20 protein-coding genes and 2 pseudogenes are annotated in these 19,179 nt (G+C 57.0%); 9 read left to right on the top strand and 13 right to left on the bottom strand.

Annotation, left to right across the window (positions count from 1 at the left end; translation table 11 throughout):
* Window positions 1-217: 217 nt before the first annotated feature.
* Window positions 218-640, bottom strand: coding sequence for a hypothetical protein (locus BLJAPNOD_RS26530; RefSeq protein ID WP_199566040.1), 423 nt, complete (start codon window positions 638-640; stop codon window positions 218-220).
* Between the two features lie 119 nt (window positions 641-759).
* Between BLJAPNOD_RS26530 and BLJAPNOD_RS26525 the strand changes: the two genes are divergently transcribed.
* Together BLJAPNOD_RS26525 and BLJAPNOD_RS26520 are read left to right on the top strand one after the other, a co-directional pair.
* A complete protein-coding gene (locus BLJAPNOD_RS26525) occupies window positions 760-1,089 on the top strand; it encodes a hypothetical protein (protein WP_115422060.1) in 330 nt (109 codons plus the stop codon).
* Window positions 1,090-1,182: 93 nt separating this feature from the next.
* Window positions 1,183-1,383 carry a hypothetical protein gene (locus BLJAPNOD_RS26520; protein WP_115422059.1) on the top strand — a complete coding sequence of 67 codons (201 nt, stop codon included), beginning with the start codon at window positions 1,183-1,185 and terminating at the stop codon, window positions 1,381-1,383.
* Window positions 1,384-1,506: 123 nt separating this feature from the next.
* Here BLJAPNOD_RS26520 and BLJAPNOD_RS36170 read toward each other — a convergent pair whose 3' ends face one another.
* The 8 genes from BLJAPNOD_RS36170 to BLJAPNOD_RS26475 form a co-directional block, all read right to left on the bottom strand.
* On the bottom strand, window positions 1,507-1,638 hold the full coding sequence (locus tag BLJAPNOD_RS36170) for a DUF4087 domain-containing protein (RefSeq protein WP_237244030.1): 132 nt from the start codon (window positions 1,636-1,638) through the stop codon (window positions 1,507-1,509).
* 478 nt (window positions 1,639-2,116) lie between these two features.
* Window positions 2,117-3,472 carry an adenylate/guanylate cyclase domain-containing protein gene (locus tag BLJAPNOD_RS26505; RefSeq protein ID WP_115422057.1) on the bottom strand — a complete coding sequence of 452 codons (1,356 nt, stop codon included), beginning with the start codon at window positions 3,470-3,472 and terminating at the stop codon, window positions 2,117-2,119.
* A 118-nt stretch (window positions 3,473-3,590) separates the two neighbouring features.
* Window positions 3,591-3,875 carry a copper-binding protein gene (locus BLJAPNOD_RS26500; RefSeq protein WP_115422056.1) on the bottom strand — a complete coding sequence of 95 codons (285 nt, stop codon included), beginning with the start codon at window positions 3,873-3,875 and terminating at the stop codon, window positions 3,591-3,593.
* A 23-nt stretch (window positions 3,876-3,898) separates the two neighbouring features.
* Complete coding sequence (locus tag BLJAPNOD_RS26495; protein WP_115422055.1) at window positions 3,899-4,378, bottom strand: plastocyanin/azurin family copper-binding protein; 480 nt, start codon at window positions 4,376-4,378, stop codon at window positions 3,899-3,901.
* 39 nt (window positions 4,379-4,417) lie between these two features.
* The gene (locus BLJAPNOD_RS26490; protein ID WP_115422054.1) at window positions 4,418-5,767 is read right to left on the bottom strand and encodes a copper oxidase; all 1,350 of its coding nucleotides are present in this window, start codon (window positions 5,765-5,767) and stop codon (window positions 4,418-4,420) included.
* Between the two features lie 14 nt (window positions 5,768-5,781).
* The gene (locus BLJAPNOD_RS26485) at window positions 5,782-7,245 is read right to left on the bottom strand and encodes a TolC family protein (RefSeq protein WP_115422053.1); all 1,464 of its coding nucleotides are present in this window, start codon (window positions 7,243-7,245) and stop codon (window positions 5,782-5,784) included.
* Window positions 7,242-7,469: a hypothetical protein gene (locus tag BLJAPNOD_RS36165; protein WP_082366910.1), complete on the bottom strand. Its 228-nt coding sequence runs from the start codon at window positions 7,467-7,469 to the stop codon at window positions 7,242-7,244. The genes BLJAPNOD_RS26485 and BLJAPNOD_RS36165 overlap by 4 nt, the downstream gene beginning before the upstream one ends.
* 86 nt (window positions 7,470-7,555) lie before the next feature.
* Window positions 7,556-7,933, bottom strand: coding sequence for a hypothetical protein (locus BLJAPNOD_RS26475; protein WP_115422052.1), 378 nt, complete (start codon window positions 7,931-7,933; stop codon window positions 7,556-7,558).
* Window positions 7,934-8,209: 276 nt separating this feature from the next.
* Here BLJAPNOD_RS26475 and BLJAPNOD_RS26470 point away from each other — a divergent pair, with 276 nt between their 5' ends.
* The 5 genes from BLJAPNOD_RS26470 to BLJAPNOD_RS36160 all read left to right on the top strand — a co-directional run bounded on the left by BLJAPNOD_RS26470 (window position 8,210) and on the right by BLJAPNOD_RS36160 (window position 11,761).
* Entirely contained in the window at window positions 8,210-8,566 is a 357-nt protein-coding gene (locus BLJAPNOD_RS26470) for a hypothetical protein (protein ID WP_147294591.1), read from the top strand.
* Between the two features lie 324 nt (window positions 8,567-8,890).
* Complete coding sequence (locus tag BLJAPNOD_RS26465) at window positions 8,891-9,802, top strand: CheR family methyltransferase (RefSeq protein ID WP_115422050.1); 912 nt, start codon at window positions 8,891-8,893, stop codon at window positions 9,800-9,802.
* Window positions 9,803-10,066: 264 nt separating this feature from the next.
* Entirely contained in the window at window positions 10,067-10,519 is a 453-nt protein-coding gene (locus tag BLJAPNOD_RS26460; RefSeq protein ID WP_115422049.1) for a YqaA family protein, read from the top strand.
* A 447-nt stretch (window positions 10,520-10,966) separates the two neighbouring features.
* Complete coding sequence (locus BLJAPNOD_RS26455) at window positions 10,967-11,395, top strand: DUF305 domain-containing protein (RefSeq protein ID WP_115422048.1); 429 nt, start codon at window positions 10,967-10,969, stop codon at window positions 11,393-11,395.
* A 30-nt stretch (window positions 11,396-11,425) separates the two neighbouring features.
* The gene (locus tag BLJAPNOD_RS36160; RefSeq protein WP_115422047.1) at window positions 11,426-11,761 is read left to right on the top strand and encodes a four-helix bundle copper-binding protein; all 336 of its coding nucleotides are present in this window, start codon (window positions 11,426-11,428) and stop codon (window positions 11,759-11,761) included.
* 64 nt (window positions 11,762-11,825) lie between these two features.
* Here the strand turns inward: BLJAPNOD_RS36160 and BLJAPNOD_RS26445 are convergent, their stop codons facing one another.
* The 3 genes and pseudogenes from BLJAPNOD_RS26445 to BLJAPNOD_RS26435 form a co-directional block, all read right to left on the bottom strand.
* Window positions 11,826-12,332 (bottom strand): SRPBCC family protein, encoded by a 507-nt coding sequence (locus BLJAPNOD_RS26445; RefSeq protein WP_244611109.1) that lies wholly within the window; start codon window positions 12,330-12,332, stop codon window positions 11,826-11,828.
* A 12-nt stretch (window positions 12,333-12,344) separates the two neighbouring features.
* Window positions 12,345-14,161, bottom strand: a pseudogene (locus BLJAPNOD_RS26440) (copper-translocating P-type ATPase).
* A 218-nt stretch (window positions 14,162-14,379) separates the two neighbouring features.
* Window positions 14,380-15,861 (bottom strand): multicopper oxidase family protein, encoded by a 1,482-nt coding sequence (locus BLJAPNOD_RS26435; protein ID WP_115422046.1) that lies wholly within the window; start codon window positions 15,859-15,861, stop codon window positions 14,380-14,382.
* A 597-nt stretch (window positions 15,862-16,458) separates the two neighbouring features.
* Between BLJAPNOD_RS26435 and BLJAPNOD_RS26425 the strand changes: the two genes are divergently transcribed.
* On the top strand, window positions 16,459-17,031 hold the full coding sequence (locus BLJAPNOD_RS26425) for a cytochrome c (RefSeq protein ID WP_115422095.1): 573 nt from the start codon (window positions 16,459-16,461) through the stop codon (window positions 17,029-17,031).
* A 212-nt stretch (window positions 17,032-17,243) separates the two neighbouring features.
* On the opposite strand, the gene BLJAPNOD_RS36155 is transcribed toward BLJAPNOD_RS26425, so the two are convergent.
* Window positions 17,244-17,570, bottom strand: coding sequence for a hypothetical protein (locus BLJAPNOD_RS36155; protein ID WP_244611113.1), 327 nt, complete (start codon window positions 17,568-17,570; stop codon window positions 17,244-17,246).
* On the opposite strand from BLJAPNOD_RS36155, the pseudogene BLJAPNOD_RS26420 reads away from it, so the two are divergent.
* A pseudogene (locus BLJAPNOD_RS26420) lies at window positions 17,547-19,146 on the top strand (penicillin-binding protein 2). The gene BLJAPNOD_RS36155 and the pseudogene BLJAPNOD_RS26420 sit on opposite strands and share 24 nt — an antisense overlap.
* Window positions 19,147-19,179 lie beyond the last annotated feature (33 nt).

Raw genomic sequence — 19,179 nt, 5'->3', positions numbered from 1 at the left:
GCCGAAAATGTTGTGCACTTTCGCCTACGTCAATATCGCCATAGCCGACGTGAAGGTTCGGTCAAATAATCCCGCCCGCCGACGATTCGATCCTGTAGTCAAGTTGCCGCAGACACGCGGTGGTTCGCCTTCCGTAAGTGCTAACCAGTTCACCGTCGCGACATCATTTCATGAACGCCACTACCCCCGGCAGCTGAACTCACCGTAGAACCGGTGCTTAGGATTGCTTTACCGAATTCTGACCCAACTCGGGGGCAGTTGGAGCGCTGACAGCCTCACGTCGCTTCTTCCTATTGGCAATCTCTTCGAGCGAACGGGCTATCCCCGTCAGCGGGGTCGAGAGATCCGGGATCGGAAGCAAGGCCAGAAGCAGCGCTGCTATCCAGAACAGATTATTGTGGGTAAACATCGCAATCAGAGACAATACGGCCACAATTTCGTACTGCGCCTTTTGCCCCTTGTGTGCAAGGTGCTCAGGAAGATGATGCAATCTTAAGTAGAATGCGCCAAAAAGGAAGATGATCACCACCAAGAAGATGGCCACCCCATAGAATAAAAAATCTATCTCCCCCGGGGCCCTAACGAAGCCTGGCAAGTCGTGCGTAGCGGCAGGGTTCATTGTAGGGAGATGCTCATCCATTATCTGGCTCATCTTTTGCACCGCCCACTATCTAACTACCCTTCTGCGCCATCCGCAACCCGCAAGAATCTCTCGCTTCCGAGAAGATGTGGCGTTCTCAGTGACCAGTGAAATGCGCAATGGCGAGCGGCCGCGATTACCAAAACCTCCAAGAAAGCTGGGCAACGATCTACCTAGCGCCGAACATAAAGAAGCTCGCCAGCAACGTGTTCGCAGACGATATGGAATTCCTTGAGCTGCTGGATTTCAACTCCGTCTTTCTTGTGAAGCATGGAAAGGGCGGATCAACCGTCATTAAAATCGGGAAGCCTTGGTATTGGGTGCATGGACACGTCCACCACTTCCTTGACTATTTCGAAGGTCAAGCCCGCGTCCTTTGTAACGTCAGAGGTAACGTCAGAGGTATTCCAGTGAGCGGGGTCGAAACGGTTTTCCACCGGGGTTCCTAATCGAAATCTAGATGACGTGGAACTTAAAATGGGTACTTCGCTCTCGTGATCCAAAGCAATCCCCTAATCATAGTGAAGTGGCAGGCCCCGACCGTGGGCGTTTACACCCTTGCCGTCCGCTATGCAGAGGTGTTGACCCCGGCTGACCGCGCGACGATCGAGCAAATTGCGGTCAAGTGGGGCTTCGTGATCGACAACAACCTTTGGACACCTCCGGAATCGAACGAAGGTATTCCCGGGTTTCGAAATGAGCTGGCGAGAGCCGGGTACGGCTCCAAATTCGAAGAGGAATAACGTCGTGCCTCAGGGGCGCGTTTAGCTGTGCACCGCGTCCGTATACACGTACTCACCGAGCGTTAGACCGGGGATTTTGCTCATGCCCTTGGCTTCTGACTGGGTGGCGCTCTCCATGATGGTTCAGCTTCCGTCGGCATCATTGAGCGCCCAGTCTGCGGTCGAGGGATTGTTGAGCCAGCCGCAACGTCGCTCAGTGAGCGCTGCAAAGGGACAGAGTATGGATGCAAGAGAGAATGAAGCCAGAATTTTCATAATTTCGTCTCCCGATCGACGAAAAGTGCGCATTCTAGAAAGATCGCCAACGCTGTTCCCGGCCCTCGAGTGAGTTGGTTCAGCGGCTGCTTAACGCAGACCGTTCCGCCATGAAGGAACGGTGGCCAGACATCAGTGGAAAGCGCCGGCGGAAGTGATACTATGTTGGCTTGGCTGAACCATGGGAGGTGGGAATGCGTAACTTGTTACTCGCCCTTGCAGCTAGCGTCTCATTTCTTTCCAATGCTGTGGCAGCAGACCCGGTTGTCTTCCACACCGCTCATTTTCAGGACGACATTGTTATCAGCCTGGGAGTCGTCTCTAATCATGCGGCTGAACGATTGGGATATGACTTCGACGTGACCATATCACTCTCGCAGAAGCATGCGGCAAGCGATGATATTTATAGAGATCCGGCCAGACATAAGGCTCTCGTAAAGTGCGGTGACCCCGCCAAGGTCTACGTGAGAGGGATAGATTATCCGATCCCGACGTCTGGTGCTGTAAATGGTGCGGACTGGAAGGACGACCTCTGGAGAGCTGTCTGCACACCACCTGTCTCGTAGGTTACTTCCGAAGGGACAATGCGACCCGCTTCGTGCGCCAAATGCCAGATATCAATCGTTAACCGCCGCCCAGGGAGCGCGACTTCATTCTGTGCCATCCAGAGCGCCGGAGGAACAGGTTTACGTAACTGGTTGACCAGCGCCGACGAGATCACAAGCGGAGAATTTAAAGCCTTCGTAAGCGCCTCAAGACGCTGCGCGACATTTACCGCGTCCCCTATGACCGTGAATTCGCTGTGACATCCACTGTCGAGGACGCCGCCGACGACGGTACCATAGTGCAATCCTATGCCAGCGTTGAGGGCAGGATTGCCGTCTACTAGGCTCTGGTGCTTCCAGTCGTTCAGCGCATCGACTAGATCGAGAGCGCACTTCAGGGCTCGATCCGCGTCATCTTCCATTGGCGTAGGTTGACCGAACACCGCCATGACGCCGTCGCCGATAAATTTGTCAACTGTCCCGCCGTGCGCGAAAATGGTTCCGGAAACCAGATGGCGGTATTGCGCCAGCACTGTCGCCAATTCGCGGGCGGGGGCCGTCTCGGCAAAACTGGTAAAGTCACGCAGATCGACAAACATGATCACAGCATTGCGCCGTTCGAGTTCGAGGGCCGAGCTTCCTTCCTGAAGGTCGGCGACCACAAGCGGTGAGAAGAACCGAGAAAGATTGAGGCGCCGCCTGTCTGCCAACAGAGCCTCCTTCCGCGTTCGGTCGTGATCTTTGGCAAGCAGATAGATTGCAAAGGCGGTGAAGCCATAGCTTACCGTCAGTCCCAGATCCTGATTGAAAAAGGAAGCGACAAACGAAACTGTGTCCGCCGTGTGGTGTCTGGCTGCTGTAACTGCCAGCATCCCGATCCAAGCCACAAGCACGATGCAGGAAAAGACAAGGACCAGCCGACGGTCAAGCTTCAGGCCAACATGATTGAGGAGAATAAATGCGACCACGAGACTGGTCGTGGTCACGTTGTGGTTTTCGGTAACTGGGCCGCCAAGAATATGAGCGTAAAGGAGCAACGCGACCAGCAACGCGTCCAGAATAACAAACAGCGTTTTCAGCCAGGACCGGCCAGGCAGGAAGCGGGCACTCGCCACAGATGCGATGCTGATGACCAAATAGCAAATGACGACCGCTAAATGTGTGCCTTCGGCCCCTTCGTCGCCGCCTAGCAAGAGATTGACGAGCAGGATGGTGAAGGCGACGAACCGCAGAAGGATCGAACGGATTTCCCGCTCGAAGTCCCAGTCAGCGCTGAGTGAAGACGTCATGTTCTTCTCTGAACGAACGGATCGGTTTCGTAATCTCACGGTCAGTCGAGTCCGCTCGCTCTCGCTGCCGTGAGGAAGAGGGCGCGGTCAAGGTGCCGACCGCGCCCTCGTTTGTTCGTTACTTGACCTGCGTAACGGTCAGCTTTCCATTAACGCGCTCGGCGATGAACTCAACGCTCGCACCTTCCTTGAGCTTGTCCATCAGCGTGTCGTCCTGGACGCGGAAGACCATCGTCATCGCTGGCATCTCTAGGTCTTTCAGTTCCTCATGAATGAGCGTGACTTTCTTCGCCTTCACGTCCAGCTTCTTGACAGTTCCCTTGGTGAACTCCGCTGCGAATGCCCCGTAGGCGGTGCCAAGGGTGAGAGCGGAGGCAAGCGCAAGTTTGATGAGCGTTCTCATTGTTTGGTTCCTTTCAAGATAGATTACTTGGCCGCGACGCTGACGTCGCCGTGCATTCCGGCGTCGTAGTGACCGGGTACCAGGCACGCGATCTTGAACGTGCCGTCGTTGGTGAACTTCCAGATGATTTCACCTGATTTTCCTGCAGCCAGTCGGATGGCGTTCGGATCGTCGTGTTCCATGTCCGGAAATTTCTCCATCACCGCTTTGTGCTCCATGATCTTGTCTTCCTGATCGAGCACGAATTCATGATCGAGTTCGCCCGCGTTCTGAATGGCGAACCGGACGGTCTGGCCCTTGCGAACCTTGAAGGTCGATGGCGTAAAGATCATCTTGCCGTCGTCAGTCTCCTTCATGGTGACACGGATCGTCTGCGTGGCCTTCGCCTTATCGCCGGGTTCGCCGACAGCCATCGCCTCACCGTGTCCACCCGCGTGCGAGCCCGAGGCCAATGCCGGGGAGCCGAGTGCAGCAATGAGCATTCCGAAAATTACAGCTTTCATGGTGTATTCCTTCATTTGATTGGTGTTTGGCGTGCGGGATCAACCGTGGTTCTTGTGTTTCGGTGTGATCTGGGTCTTCGCGTCTTTGGCCTTGGTCGTATCGGGGAGATCGCCCGTCCACTCCCAGGCCTGGGTTCCGGGTGGGTTTTCGTACCAACCGGGATCGGAGTAATCGTCCGCGTTGATTCCCTCGCGGACTTTGACAACGGAAAACATGCCGCCCATCTCGATCGGACCATGCGGCCCCCAGCCGGTCATCATCGGGACGGTGTTAGCGGGGATTTCCATCTCCATCTCGCCCATGTCGGCCATGCCTGCGGTGCCCATCGGCATGTACTCGGGGCGGAGCTTTCTGATCTTCTTGGCGACTTCTTCTTTGTCGACACCAATGAAAGTCGGGATATCGTGGCCCATGGCGTTCATCGTGTGGTGCGACTTGTGGCAATGGATCGCCCAGTCCCCTACGTATTTGGCATCGAACTCGTAGGCCCGCATTGCACCGACGGGAATGTCGATCGAGACCTCCGGCCACCGGGCCTCCGGCCGAACCCAGCCGCCATCGGTGCAGGTCACTTCGAAGTCGTACCCGTGCATGTGGATCGGGTGGTTGGTCATCGTCAGGTTGCCGACACGCACCCGCACCCGGTCGTTCTTGGAAACAACCAGTGGGCTGATGTCGGGGAAGACGCGGCTGTTCCAGCACCACATGTTGAAATCCGTCATTTCCATAATGCGCGGAACGTATGAGCCGGGATCTATGTCATAGGCGTTGAGCAGGAACACGAAGTCCCGATCGACCGGCATGAACTTCGGGTCCTTCGGATGAATGACGAAGAAGCCCATCATGCCCATCGCCATCTGAACCATTTCGTCGGAGTGCGGGTGGTACATGAAGGTCCCGGACTTTACGAGATCGAACTCGTAGACGAAAGTTTTGCCGACCGGGATATGCGGCTGCGACAGGCCGCCAACGCCGTCCATACCCGAAGGCAGGATCATGCCGTGCCAATGGATGGTGGTGTGTTCCGGCAGCTTGTTGGTGACGAAGATGCGCACCCGGTCGCCTTCGACCGCCTCGATCGTCGGACCGGGAGACTGGCCGTTGTAACCCCAGAGATAGGCGGTCATGCCGTCGGCCATCTCGCGTTCCACCGGTTCGGCGACCAGGTGAAACTCCTTGACGCCGTTGTTCATACGGTGCGGCAGCGTCCAGCCATTAAGTGTGACGACTGGCGTATAGTCTGGGCCCGAGCTGGGCCGGACAGGCGTTTGGGTCTCTGCCGTTTCCATGACGGCAGCTTCGGGGAGCCCCATGTTCGAGGTTTTTGCCCAGGCGGCGGTCGAAACGAGCGCGGCGCTTGCGCCGAGTATCTGTCTTCTGTTGAACATTGTCCGTTCCTTCCTCAATGACCGCCACCGCCGCTTTCGGCGGCTGCCGCGACTTCAGTTCCGCCGGAACCAGATCCTTCGCCACCGCCGTAGATAGCGGGGGCGAGATTGGCTTCGGCTAACCAGAACTCACGCTTTGCATTGACCGCCAGGATGATCGAGTTGATCTTCTCTCGGCTGTCGGCGAGTAATTCGAAGGTGTTGGAGATCATGCCGTTGTACGTGAGGAGCGATTCTTCCTCGATCTTGGTTCGAAGCGGCACGACACTGTTACTGTAGTGGCGAGCGATGTCGTAATTGGAACGGTAGGCTTGATAAGCAGACCGCGCCTCGGAGCGAACGTTCACTGACTTCTCGGCAAGCAGATTAGCCGACCGCATGTAGGCCAACTCGGCCTTGCGCATTCGAGCTTTGCCGGTGTCGAAGATCGGGATGACGAATTCAAGTTCGGCCTGTCCCGTCGTCTCGTGCTGTACGTCGCCGTCCTCTACTTCTCGTTCTGTCTCGAATCCTGCGAGGATTTCAAGATCGGTGACGTATCGCGTTGCTTCCGTCAGCTTGAAGGACTTCGCCGTCGCTTCGAGGTCAAGCTTGGCCATTTGCAGATCGACACGGCGCTGCAACGCCTCGGCCTCAATGAGGTCACGCTTCATCAAGCCGTTCGGCAACTGCGGCAACCGGTTGGGAACCTGGTAGTCTACGTCGGCACCCCAGAGCCCCATCAGCCGGGTCAGTTCTTCCTTGGCGAGGCGGGCTGCAAGCCGTGCCTGAGCGGACTGGCCAGCCAACTCAGCGTAGAACACGTGCTCCCTGGCTTGCGCTTCCTTCGTCATTGCGCCCGTTTCGCCGAGCTTTCCGGCAAGGTCAGATGCGGCGTCCGCCGCAGCCTGAGCTTGATTGAGCTGGGCCACGGTTTCCCAGGAGCCAACAGCATTGATCCAGGCGCGACGCGTGTCGGCCGCTAGCTGCAGCGTGCGCAAAGCGGCGTTGAGTTGGGCCTGACGGAAGCGGGTGTCGGCAATCTCGACATTGCGCTTATGCATTGCCAGCGCCAGGATATTCGTTGCAATCATTCCCTCAACGGATTTGAATGCTTCAAGGGCAGGGGCACCGACCCCGTTGAATCCGACGGAGACCGTAGGATTGATCAGCATCGTTGATTGCCAGGCATCTGCCGATGAATCACCGAGATCGGCGTAAGCCGCCTGGAGCCCCTTGTTGTTCAACAGGGCCACTTGAACGGCCGTCTCGACGTTGATGGTTTTCTTAGCCATCAACGTCCTCACGCGATCGGACACCACCTGAGCCTGTTGTTGGTTTTGAATCCAGACGGACTGCTTACCGGTCGCCTCGGTGGTTTTCACCTCGACAGTCGAAAACCCTGCATTGTTTGCCGCGTACTCGTTCGCAGATACGCAACCGCCGAGAAGCAGCGGTAGCGCCAGAGTTGCCGCCATCTTGAACTTCAATCCGGTCATGACGCATCTCCTTCAGGAGCTTGCGCGTCATTCTGATTACGCCACGGCTTGGGATCGACCGGCGCGCGGTGCGTGTAGCCCGTAACCGGACTGTGGTAGTGAACAGGGCGGACTTCGGCCGGGGAAGTGGCGAGGTTGCCCGAAGCAATTACGTCAGGAGGCAATGTGGCTGCGCATCCACTCAGAAAGAGCGGCAGGGCGGCCACCAAAAACATACGTCTCATGGTGTGATCCGAATAGGAGAATGCAGCGACGCAGCGAGCAAATCACGCTCACAAACGCACGATTGACACGTAGGGGTGTCTCTAATTCAGATGTTCGGGGGCCGGTGCAGTGCCGGAAGCTGGCCAATGACGTGGACGTCGTCAATGAATTCGCGAATGGGAGCAACGCGTGGCCCACCGACCATATCGATGTGCGCGACAATCGCCATGCTGACGCAGAAGCCTTTACAGCATTCTTGCTTCGAAATTTTCTCTGCATCATCGGGAGAGGAGGCGTGATCACCGTGAGAATGCTGGTCGCTTGCCATCTCGTGATGATCGCCGGGCTGCACAATTTCCGGATTTGGTGAAGCGCCGTGCATCGCAGCTGAGGCAGTTGGCAGCGAATAACCCACCAGTGACAATACAATCACCAAGCGAAGCAGAACCAGCATTTTTTGCAATGTGATTCGAAACATACCCATGCCCGAGGACTACCATCGGCTGTTAAGTTGTCAATTGTCACGTTTTACTAATAGACGATTCGCGTCGTTTCTGTGGCGCCGGACGACCCGACTTTTGTCGAAACAGCGCTTGGGACCCTTGTAGGGATTCCAACGATGGTAAGGTCAAGAGCATACGCCTGGGAAGTGCAAGCGCCCGCGAAAAGGAGCCGGCTTAGATGCTTTACGCAATTTGGCTGATTTTGTTGGCCAGACTGCGGAGTTGATTGCAAGCCCCAACGAACCTAGAAACGCAGGATGGCAAAGCTATGGGGCTCATATCTGATTGGTTTGATGAAGCTAGCGATCGTGTTGTCCCTGGCCGCATTCCCCTTCGACACTGCTGAACAAACCCCATACTTTGCTGCTTTCAAAAGTGCTTCTTTTGTCGCTACCGCGCACGACTGCGTGAATGGGGAAGAAAAGGAGAGCGATCACCATAACGGCGAGCATGGAAGCCGAACATGCTGCGGAGAGATGTGCTCAGCTCTCGCGGTCCTGACCGACATCGCGAAGCTCGCTGACGAGATACCAGCAACCATCCATCCGCTCGTAGTCTGGTCTGAGCCGGATTCCTGCTTTCCCCCTGACTTCTATCGCCCACCAATCGCCTGACTTTGTGAAATCGCGCCGCAGTCGCAGAGTGTAACCGTGCACAGATCACTTGGCACACGCTGCTGGAGACTTCACAAATCTGGGTTCAGAGATGAACCGGGTGCTCGCATTCACCCTGGGCGTAATTGTAAATCCAATAAGCGTCCAAGAGCCGCTTGCTGGGGACTTTTACTCCGCTTGGGGCTGGGTGGTTCCGCGCGTTTATCGACCGAACTCACCCTTGCTCCTCGTTCGGTTGGGCATTCAGGGGGCGCGAACCTTCGCTGAAAAGCGGTCGTTGCCTCGTTTGCCCGGCGTCGGAGCAACTCATCAGGAGTTCCGTACATGTCCGCTATCAATTTCACCGATGTCGTTTTCCAAACGCCGCGCCGAGTCTTTAACAGCATCTGGGATGGATTGCTCGGCGCGATTACCCAGACTCGGTCGATGCACCGCGTCGGGAAATTCATCTACCGTAAGTTCACCCGCCACACGGTTTGTATCCAAAGTCACGACACGCAGTTCATGCGAAATCCACCGCTGTTGGACGTCTTGGCAAGGCTTTTGTTCGCGTACCAGATTGGGTCGACCGTCAAACTGGCGTCAATTGGATGCAGTACAGGCGCGGAACTATATTCGGCCTCGTATGTGCTGCGCCGAGCACGGCCAGACTTAAGGATCCTGGCGACTGGCGTGGATATTTCGAGCGAGGTCGTCAAAGCTGCCGAACGAGGCATCTATTGTCCAGGCCAGTCCGCCGCAATCGAAGGCGTGTATCTGGAAGGGCGACCAGAAGTCTTCTGGGAAGATATCGATGCTCTTCACGAGGTGCTTGAAGTTCAGCATGGCGGAACGCTCCGGGTGCGGGATTGGCTTCGCAAGGACACCACATGGCTTACAGCCGATGCAACGGAAACTGGGTTCCCTGACACCCTCGGACCGCACAATATCGTTCTTGCAAACAATGTGATGGGTCCGATGGACGATCTGCTCGCCGAAGTCTGCTTACGGAACGTAATGAGCTTAGTCGAGCCCGGGGGATACCTTGTTCTCGATGGTATCGACCTCGATCTGAAGACACGGGTTTTGGCAGCGGCTGATTTCAAGCCGGTCCTGCTGCGTCAGGAAGACGTATGGACGGCTGATGGGTCGAAGGACGGATGGCCCTGGGTCCGTTGGGGACGCGAACCTTTGGATTGGACTGAACCATGCTGGGAGCTACGATACTCGATAATCTTCCAGCGTGCCCGAGTATGAAGCGCGGGAAAAGGATAGGCGAGGGGTATGCGCTTTGGCGTATTCCCCTTACGTATCAACCAATCGCTCTGCCAAGTCTTCGCATCTTGATGGAGGACCCAGTCCGTTGAATGTTGACAGGTCGGTAGGCCAGCCAAACCAGCCGTTGGATGAAGACGGTGAAGCTTTACCGGCAAGGTGAGCTGTCGTTGTAGAGTTCGGCGAACTGGCTCTCCGTGACGGTTCAATCGCCGAACCATCGCCGCTATATGTTGGTCTTTTCCTGTGATCGATCTCACTGCCTACATCGGACTTTTTCTGGTTGCATTCGGTGCGGCAACGGTTTTGCCGTTTCAATCGGAGCCCGTGCTCGTCGGCCTTCTTCTATCCGGCAAATTCTCCGTGGCGGGATTGATCGCCGTCGCTAGCCTCGGGAATGTTTTGGGAGCTGTTACGAACTGGGTTGTCGGTCGGTTCATTGATCGGTTCCATGATGCAAAATGGTTTCCGGTCAGGGCGGACTCACTGGAACGAGCCAGCGGATGGTACCGACGCTATGGACGTTGGTCGCTCCTTCTGTCGTGGATGCCCCTTTTCGGCGATGCGTTGACCGTGACGGCTGGTGTATTGCGCGAACCGCTATGGTCTTTTGTGGTGCTTGTAACCCTGGCGAAGACGGGCCGATATCTGGCTCTGACAGCAGCGACGTTAGGTACCCAAGCCGTCCTCGGGTTGTGATCGGGCAGGGCTTTCGCCGCGAGTTTTCGGGAACATTCTCGTCGCAGATACGTTTTTGAGGCGAATGGGAACCTGCCTCCATGCCAACCTGGAGTATAATCTTCCGCTGGGTCAAAGTCGCGGCGCTGTGCATTGTGGTGGTGAACCTCCATGTTGCGGCAGTCGCTGGCAACGGCGGTAAATCTCTCAGCTGTCCGACGGTCACAGAAACAACCTATGGCGTTGGATCGGTATCTCATCATGGTGCATGCTGTGCCAATACGCATTGCTGCCCCGTTCGACCGGCGCCGCCATGTGCTGAACCGCCCGCTGCTCTCGCCCAGCTGCCCACGGCTTATCTGGACCAGCCACGCCCATTCCTCATCGTGCGCGGGCTCGACCCGCCGCCGAAGTCTTCAGCCTCCTGAGATGAAACACGATTGACGTTCAAACCAACAGGAGAATCCAATGAGAACCGTCCTCAAATTCGCGGTTGCCGCAGCGGTCGTACCGTTCGTCGCTCTTTCCGCAAGCACAAACGCCAAAGCTCAAATGCCGATGCCGGATGCATGCAAAACCGAAGCCTCTGCCATGAAAGACATGAACATGTCGGGTGGTGGAATGCAGATGGGCGAAATGGCGGATCACCAGAAGGCGACAATGGAAAGCATGCAGAAAATGCACCCGGCGATGATGCAGGCCATGATGGCGAAAGACCCGGACGTAGCGTTTGTTTGCGGCATGATCGCCCACCACATGGGTGCGATCAGCATGTCCGAAGTCGAGTTGAAGTACGGCGATGACGAGCAGGCCAAATCAATGGCGCAAAAGATCATCGACGCACAGAAGAAAGAAATCGAAGAGATGACGATCTGGGTGAAAGATCACGCCAAGTGACCTCCAGTTTCATTCGAAAGGACACAAGTCATGCATCACCATCAATCGTCAGATATGAAGTCGTGCATCCAGGAGTGCCTTGCCTGCTACCAGGAATGCCTTTCTACAGCCATGAACCACTGCCTTGAAATGGGCGGTGAACATACTCAGCCCAAGCATTTCACGCTGATGATGGCTTGCGCAGAAATCTGCAGGACGTCGGCACATTTCATGCTTATCGGGTCGAAGCACCACAAGCATGTGTGCCGTGAGTGCGCCGAGATCTGCACCCAGTGTGCTGAAGATTGCGAGCGGATAGGTGACATGCAAAATTGCGTGGATGCGTGCCGCCGTTGCGCGGAAGGCTGCCGTAGAATGGCAGGATAGAAGTCAGTCCCGAGGGTGCCGTCCATGGGCACCCTCGGGAGAATGTTCTTTCCTGACGGCTGTCTCAGGGCGCGACAACGCTCGGCTGAAATTGGGCTGCGGCTTCCTCGGACATCCGGCGAAGGCACCAACGTGCGTAGGCCCCCCCAAACATCATGCCAATCAGCTTGCCAAGGATGGAGCTTGGATAATTGAAGTTGATAAAAATTCGCAGTCGGCAAAAACCTTTGGCTGGCATGATTTCGAATCCGACTTGATGTGCGCCGATAACGGCTAGACGTGTTCGGCCGAAGGTTCGCCAGGTTTTCCGGTGGGGTGGACGACGATCGACGATGACTTCTTCCACTGACAAAGGAAGGCCGAGGAGACTTCCGTGCATCTTGATCACGGAGCCAGTCGCTCGCCCTGCGCGTTCATCGAGTTCGTAGATCATCCTTGCGCCCAGCATCATCATGGAAGGTTCTCGCATGTGGCTCCCAATACGCGCGGGATCATCCATATAGTCGAACAAAGCTTCGGCTGACGTTGAAACATCCTTGAGGACTTGTGCTGAATGGTCGTACAGGATCACTTTCGCACCACCTTATATGTCCACGGCTCTCAACCTGAGAGCATTCCCGATCACGCTCACCGAGGAGAGCGCCATGGCCGCCGCCGCGATAATTGGCGACAGAAGAAGCCCGAAAGCAGGATAAAGGACGCCTGCGGCAACGGGCACGCCTGCAGCGTTGTAGATGAAGGCGAAGAACAGGTTCTGCCGAATGTTCTTCATCGTGGCATGGCTCAGTTGCCGGGCCTGGACAATGCCCTGAAGATCGCCCTTGAGCAGCGTCACCCTAGCGCTCTCTATCGCCACATCCGTTCCCGTTCCCATAGCAATGCCGACATCAGCCGCCGCAAGGGCAGGGGCGTCGTTTACGCCGTCTCCGGCCATGGCGACGATCCGGCCTTCCTTGCGCAGACGCGCAACGATCTCACTCTTGTGCTCAGGCAGGATTTCCGCCTCGACCTCCGTGATGCCGAGTTTCCGCGCGACGGCATTGGCGGTCGTCTTGTTGTCTCCTGTCAGCATCACAACCCTGACGCCTTCCTTCAACAGGGCTTGAACGGCGGCGGGTGTGGTTGCCTTGATGGGATCGGAAATAGCGAACAAGCCGCCGCCGCGCCCATCGATGGCCGTAAAGATCACGGTTGCCCCCTCGGCACGAAGAGCTTCCGCCTTGTCGGTCAGAGACGACACGTCCACGTTCTCTTCAGCCATGATGCGGTGACTTCCGATGATGATCTTGCGTCCGTCAACAGAGCCGGTCACCCCTTTGCCAACCGGGCTGTCGAAGTCCTCCGCCGTGCCGAGAGGTAGCCTGCGTTCAGTGGCGGCGTCGACGATTGCGGCAGCGAGCGGGTGCTCGCTTGCCCGTTCCAAGGTCGCGGCGATCCGAAGCAGGTCGGACTCGATCATTCCCTCGGTCGTGGCAATAGTTGTGACCTTCGGCTTGCCCTCCGTCAGGGTCCCGGTCTTGTCGACCACCAGCGTGTCGACTTTCTCGAAGCGCTCCAGCGCCTCCGCGTTCTTGATCAGCACACCGAGCTGTGCGCCACGCCCAACACCAACCATGATCGACATCGGGGTGGCAAGACCAAGGGCGCAGGGGCAGGCGATGATGAGCACCGCTACTGCAGCTACAAGCCCGTGTGCGAAACGCGGCTCCGGCCCCAGGGAGATCCATGTAGCGAATGCGATGACGGCTATCAGGATAACGACCGGCACGAACCAACCAGAGACTTCATCCGCCAGGCGCTGGATAGGGGCGCGTGAGCGCTGGGTGCGCGGCGGCCGCGACCATCCGCACGATCTGCGACAGCATGGTATCGCGTCCCACTTTCCCTGCTTCCATGACGAAGCCGCCCGTCTGGTTCATCGTGCCCCCTATCAGGTTGGCCCCGAGCTCCTTGGTGACGGGCATCGACTCTCCTGTGATCATCGATTCATCGACCGAACTGCGACCTTCGGCGAGGGTGCCGTCGACCGGGATCTTTTCGCCCGGCCGGACACGGAGCCGGTCACCGACCGCAACGGCTTCGAGCGCGACGTCCTCGTCTGTTCCATCGCTGCGGATGCGGAGGGCCGTCTTTGGTGCGAGGTCCAACAATGCCCGGATTGCGCCGCCCGTCTGTTCGCGGGCTTGCAATTCAAGAACCTGTCCGGTGAAGGTTGGTGAGGTGACCACCCATTTCCAGGGCGAGCACTGGCATTGTCAGAACCAGCCCGATCCAGAACCTTCGCTTCATATCGATCAGCTCGGCGCTAGGCCCCGTTTCGGCGGTCACCACTTCCGGTTCGAGCGTCATGCCGCAGATTGGGCAATTGCCTGGACCGATTTGCCTTACCTGCGGATGCATCGGGCAGGTATAGATCGCGCCGTCGGCCTGGCCGGGCACCGCAGCATCTGGCGCCCTTTCTTGCGTTGGTTGTCCGTCGTGATGATGGACCGAATGCTTCTGTTCGTTATTCATCGAACTGAACTCCATCGTGGCCGGTGTTTCGTTGGTGAGGCGTGAGGCACCCGTATTTGCTCAAAAAAGTGGCTGAGCACCCCAACCCGCGTTCGGGGATCTGCTCACGTTGCATCTTCGTAGCTTACGAACGACATCATCCCAGCCGCCATATGATAAAGGTGATGACAATGGAGAGGCCACCGACCGGGATTGTCGGCATCGAACGCTATGACAACGCTTCCCATCGGGGGAATAAGAACTGTATCTCTCATCGCGCCGGAGAGCGGATTCCCATTGATGCTAATCACCTGGAAATGATGACCATGCAGGTGCATCGGATGCGCCATCATCGACATGTTGTGCATCGCCACTTCGACTCTTTCCCCTTGCTTCACATGCAGACCGTCGCCTCCATTTATCTGCCACTTGTAGCCTGCCATGCTGCCAGCGAGCGTCAGTGCGAAACGCTGATCTGCTGGACGTGCGGGAAGGGCATTGGCGGGCCTTAGCAGTTTCTCAAGATCGAAGCCGATCACCGGTCCTTTGGCGCCTCCTTTGGTGGAATGCTTGACCACGTTTGCGCCGGGGGAGGCGAGGATGATGCCGGTGCGTTCTTCGGAGCCTTCGCGCAAGGCAAGGATCGAATACGCTCCGCCGCTTGTCGGCAGCTCAAGCCGTATGTCCAGGCGTTGCCCCATCGAGATAGGGAAGCGGTTGGCCGATAGCGGCCGTATCGCTTGACCGTCTACGGCTACCAGTTGCCCAAGCAAAACGCCCGTATCAATGGTGAACGCCGTGGCCGTGGCTCCGTTTATGATGCGGAGACGAACCCTGCCGCCTTTCTCGGTCGCGACAACCTCTGGGTCGTCCAGCGTGCGGTCATTGGCAAGGTATGCGTCATACTCAATATCGTTGAGGTCCATGGCCGCCATCATGGTTCCAGACATGTGCCCTGCATCCATGGTGGAACCTGCCATGCCCTGCATCATGCTGCCATGGTTCATGGCCGTGTCGTCGTGCTTGGAGCCGGAACCTTGCAGATTGGCGAGCAGTTCCTCGGCGGGTGTGAACGAGAAATCGTGCAAGAGGATGACCACCTCCTGTTCGTCACTTTTTGCATCTTCGGCTGTCCTGACGATCAGCGGCGCGGCCAGGAGGTTCTGCTCCTGGAGTGTGTGAGCGTGCATCCAGTGCGTTCCTCCGCTCCCCACAGGGAAAGTGTAACGCCGCGTTTCGTTCGGCTGTATTAGGGCCGCCGGATTGTCCGGCACACCATCCATCCTCCAAGGGGGCGTCAGGCCATGCCAGTGAATGAGCGTGGGATCATCGATGTTGTTGGAAAGGGTCACGTCAAATTGACTACCCGCTTCCAATGTGATGCCCGTTGTCCCGTCAGCTTGAACGAGCCCGAAGACGTTGGCAGCTTTCCCATTTACGTCGATCACCCGCTTCGCAATCGAAAGCGAGCGGGTTCCGATGCCCGATGACGCAGTCAGTTTATCTGTGGTCACCTGCGGCCAAGCACTCGTAGGAAACCAAGCGGGAGCCGAACCGACAACCGCTGCACCCGTCACCATTCTTGCTAAGAATTCACGTCGTTTCATCTGTTTGACTTTCTTTCCCGTGTCGGCATTGCCGACGGCATGGTCGCCCTGAGGAGATCACGGGCAACCGACGATCATTTCGCCGCTGGTGCAATGTTCAGGCGAGGGATCGGGGAGGGCCAAGAGCAGGTTGAAAGGTGAGGCCGGTAAGGGACTGCTGTGGATCCAACTGCCGCTGAGCACTGGAATCCAGGTGGAAAACAACAGGAGTCGGAAGTAGGACGCTGCACAAGCTGCAGATGCTCTTGCAGCACCCCTTATGAAGGGCAGGATGGGCATCGTGGTTGCGGGCGAAATCGTTTTGCGATGTTTCGATATGCGCAGTTTGAGTGGAATTGTTTTGGCATAGACCAGAAGCGCCCTCGGCCATCGGTGCGAAGAGAACCATAATTGTGACCAAAACGGCCAGCAACTCTCGTCCGCATCTTCGAGTGGTTTGGCTTACGGCGATCATGTTCTCGCTCGAACCTAATTCATCTATTCAAGCACAGTGCCGTGCCGTTGCAAGAGTTACATTGATCCTGATCAAATGGGCGCTCGACTTCCGGTACGGAGATTTTGGTGAGAACGAGCCCTTTTGGGGGGATGGAGGAAAGCATGAGCGTCCATGCGAACGCGACCAAATTGGTGTCTCCTATGCTCGTGACGATTGCATTCGTTGCCGCAATCTCTGTGGCGACTGCGCAAACCGCCCCAAAGAGCGACGTTCCACAAAGGCAGCAAGGCATGAAGGCAATGGCAGATGCGGCTAAGACCATCAACGCCATGTTCAAGGACACGCTGCCGTACGACGCAAAGAGGTTCAAGGCTGCCGCCGAGACCATCCGGGCTCATTCGGGAGCTGCGCTGTCTTCACTGTTCGACGATCCAGTTACATCGCCAGGCTCGAAAGCCAGTGCAAGCATCGAACCCGAGCGCCAGCAATTCGACAAGCTGGCAAACGACCTGAGCATTTACGCGTCCACACTGTCCATCACAGCGGATCGAAACCCCGACAAGCTCGGCGCTGGAACGCGCATGCAGGCGGGCGACGCCATGGGGGGCGGACCGCTTGCAAGGAAGGTCGACGCCGCGAGGGACGCGGGATCAATGCCCGCTGAACATGCTTTCCACCTGATGCTTCAAGCGTGTACATCGTGTCACGCCAAGTTCCGGATCGAGGGCGAGTAGCTCATCGTTGGAACGGAACCCGGCGGCATTCTTTCCCTATAATCCAAATGCAAGCACATTTCGATTACGGGCTCATAGAACCTGACGCCAGCTCAATGATGAATCTACAATCCCTGATAAAATCCCGCACGTCCAAAAACGGAATTTCGCGTTCGACATAAGCGAAAGATGTCGGGATAGCGCCTCTGTCTGCCACTATCGTTTATCTTTTATTAATGAGTGAATTGCAAATTTAGGTTGAGCTTGGTCGCCTGTTTGGTCTGTCGCTGGCTCCTGTCCAAGACGACCCAGCCTTGGATCAGCAGACCCGCTAAGTGCGTTTCGCTGGCCGCTATCTGGATTTGTTCGGAATGACAATGATATCCCTTGCCGTACGGCTCAGGAGCCGCGCGCACTTTTCCCTGAAGAGAAACGTCAACGGAAAAAATGGGATCATTGGCACCGCCGCGCGGCGCAGAAACCAGGCAAGGCAACGGATTGGCATTCTGACCGCTAGTTTTTTCGCGGTCTTTCTGGTGATCGGCGCTCGTCTCGTCCAATACGGTCTTGTGAAACCTCTCGAGACAGCATCGATCAACGATCGCGTCAGCGCTGTCGCGTCACGGCCAGACATTGTCGACCGCAACGGCGAACTGCTGGCAACCGATCTCAACATGGTATCGCTCTATGCGGAGCCTCGAAAGACCGTCGATGCAGATGAAGTCGTCGAGAAGCTGGCGACTGTCATTCCCAATCTCGATTGGCGCGATATGCACAGGAAACTCCAATCCGACTCCGCGTTCCAGTGGCTGAGACGTCAACTCAGCCCCCAGCAGCAGGCGGATATTCTGGCACTCGGCATTCCCGGCATAGGATTTCGGCCGGAGAAAAGGCGATTCTATCCCGGCGGCCCCACCGCAGCGCATATTCTCGGCCACGTGAATGTCGACAACCAGGGCCTCGCGGGCATGGAGCGCTACATTGACCAAGAGGGCCTTGCCGATCTTCGCGCGGCAGGAATGACGAGTGAGACGCCGCTCGAACCGATAAGGCTGTCGATCGACCTTCGTATTCAAAATATCGTTCGCGAGGCCATCGCACGGGCGATGAGCGCCTATCAGGCTGAAGCAGCTGGTGCCGTGGTTCTGGATGTGGAGACTGGCGAGGTTCTCGCCATGGCTTCCGGTGCCTGACTACGACCCGAACGAACCCTCCCGAACGTTGCCGAACGGCAAGGTCGACAAAGACTATGAAAACGGCTGGTTCAACCGGATGAGCAATGCGACGTTCGAGATGGGCTCGACGTTCAAGAGCTTTACACTTGCCATGGGCCTGGACGCCGGCAAGATCAACCTCAACTCGGTCGTGGACGCATCTCGTCCCATCCGTATAGGCGGCTTCACTATCAAGGACTTTCGCGGAAAATATCGGCCGCTGACTATCCCGGAGGTCTTTCAATACTCCTCCAACATCGGCACCGCAGCGGTTGCCGACATGGTGGGTATCGCGGGCCATCAAGCATTTCTGACCAGGCTCGGACTTCTGTCCAAGATGGAAACGGAGCTACCGGGAGTGGCCACCCCCACACAACCGCGCACCTGGAAGAAAATCAATTCGGTCACGATTTCGTTCGGTCATGGTGTTGCAACGACACCGCTGCAAACCGCGGTTGCCGCAGCCGCCCTCCTGAACGGCGGCGAGCTCATATCACCGACTTTCCTCCCACGATCCCGCGACGAGGCAAGAGCGAAGGCCCGGCAAGTGATACAGGCGACGACCAGTGCCGATATGCGCTATCTCTACAACCGGAACGGCGTGATGGGGTCTGGTCGAAGTGCCCAGGTTCCGGGCTTCCATGTCGGCGGTAAGATCGGCACCGCCGACAAGGTGATAAACGGCAGGTATGCCACGGACCTGAATTTTAATGCCTTTCTGGCAGGTTTCCCGATGGACAAGCCGCGATACATCGTCCTGTCGATCATCGACGCGCCGCTGACGGGCGAGAAGGGCGGACGCCAAGCGGCGTACACCGCAGCGCCGATTGTTAGAGAGATCATCAGCCGCGCGGGTTCGGTCTTAGGCGTTCAACCTCGGTTCGGTACCGAGAGCGAACCTCAATTGCTCGTCAACTATTGAAGCTCGTTCTCTCGCGCCTGATCTCTGAAAACT

The sequence above is a fragment of the Ensifer sp. M14 genome, assembly GCF_003355565.1.
Taxonomy (GTDB): domain Bacteria; phylum Pseudomonadota; class Alphaproteobacteria; order Rhizobiales; family Rhizobiaceae; genus Ensifer.
The sequence above is the reverse complement of the archived record's forward strand: the minus strand, read 5'-3'. Positions and strand labels throughout refer to the sequence as shown.

Excerpts from the sequence above, each read along its gene's own strand:
- BLJAPNOD_RS26475 (WP_115422052.1), bottom strand. The coding sequence starts at position 7,933 with ATGGGTATGTTTCGAATCACATTGCAAAAAATGCTGGTTCTGCTTCGC.
- BLJAPNOD_RS36165 (WP_082366910.1), bottom strand. The coding sequence starts at position 7,469 with ATGAGACGTATGTTTTTGGTGGCCGCCCTGCCGCTCTTTCTGAGTGGA.
- BLJAPNOD_RS26495 (WP_115422055.1), bottom strand. The coding sequence starts at position 4,378 with ATGAAAGCTGTAATTTTCGGAATGCTCATTGCTGCACTCGGCTCCCCG.
- BLJAPNOD_RS26465 (WP_115422050.1), top strand. The coding sequence starts at position 8,891 with ATGTCCGCTATCAATTTCACCGATGTCGTTTTCCAAACGCCGCGCCGA.
- BLJAPNOD_RS26525 (WP_115422060.1), top strand. The coding sequence starts at position 760 with ATGGCGAGCGGCCGCGATTACCAAAACCTCCAAGAAAGCTGGGCAACG.
- BLJAPNOD_RS26455 (WP_115422048.1), top strand. The coding sequence starts at position 10,967 with ATGAGAACCGTCCTCAAATTCGCGGTTGCCGCAGCGGTCGTACCGTTC.
- BLJAPNOD_RS26425 (WP_115422095.1), top strand. The coding sequence starts at position 16,459 with ATGAGCGTCCATGCGAACGCGACCAAATTGGTGTCTCCTATGCTCGTG.
- BLJAPNOD_RS36160 (WP_115422047.1), top strand. The coding sequence starts at position 11,426 with ATGCATCACCATCAATCGTCAGATATGAAGTCGTGCATCCAGGAGTGC.
- BLJAPNOD_RS26490 (WP_115422054.1), bottom strand. The coding sequence starts at position 5,767 with ATGTTCAACAGAAGACAGATACTCGGCGCAAGCGCCGCGCTCGTTTCG.
- BLJAPNOD_RS26485 (WP_115422053.1), bottom strand. The coding sequence starts at position 7,245 with ATGACCGGATTGAAGTTCAAGATGGCGGCAACTCTGGCGCTACCGCTG.
- BLJAPNOD_RS26435 (WP_115422046.1), bottom strand. The coding sequence starts at position 15,861 with ATGAAACGACGTGAATTCTTAGCAAGAATGGTGACGGGTGCAGCGGTT.
- BLJAPNOD_RS26500 (WP_115422056.1), bottom strand. The coding sequence starts at position 3,875 with ATGAGAACGCTCATCAAACTTGCGCTTGCCTCCGCTCTCACCCTTGGC.
- BLJAPNOD_RS26530 (WP_199566040.1), bottom strand. The coding sequence starts at position 640 with ATGGATGAGCATCTCCCTACAATGAACCCTGCCGCTACGCACGACTTG.
- BLJAPNOD_RS26505 (WP_115422057.1), bottom strand. The coding sequence starts at position 3,472 with ATGACGTCTTCACTCAGCGCTGACTGGGACTTCGAGCGGGAAATCCGT.
- BLJAPNOD_RS36170 (WP_237244030.1), bottom strand. The coding sequence starts at position 1,638 with ATGAAAATTCTGGCTTCATTCTCTCTTGCATCCATACTCTGTCCCTTT.
- BLJAPNOD_RS26470 (WP_147294591.1), top strand. The coding sequence starts at position 8,210 with ATGGCAAAGCTATGGGGCTCATATCTGATTGGTTTGATGAAGCTAGCG.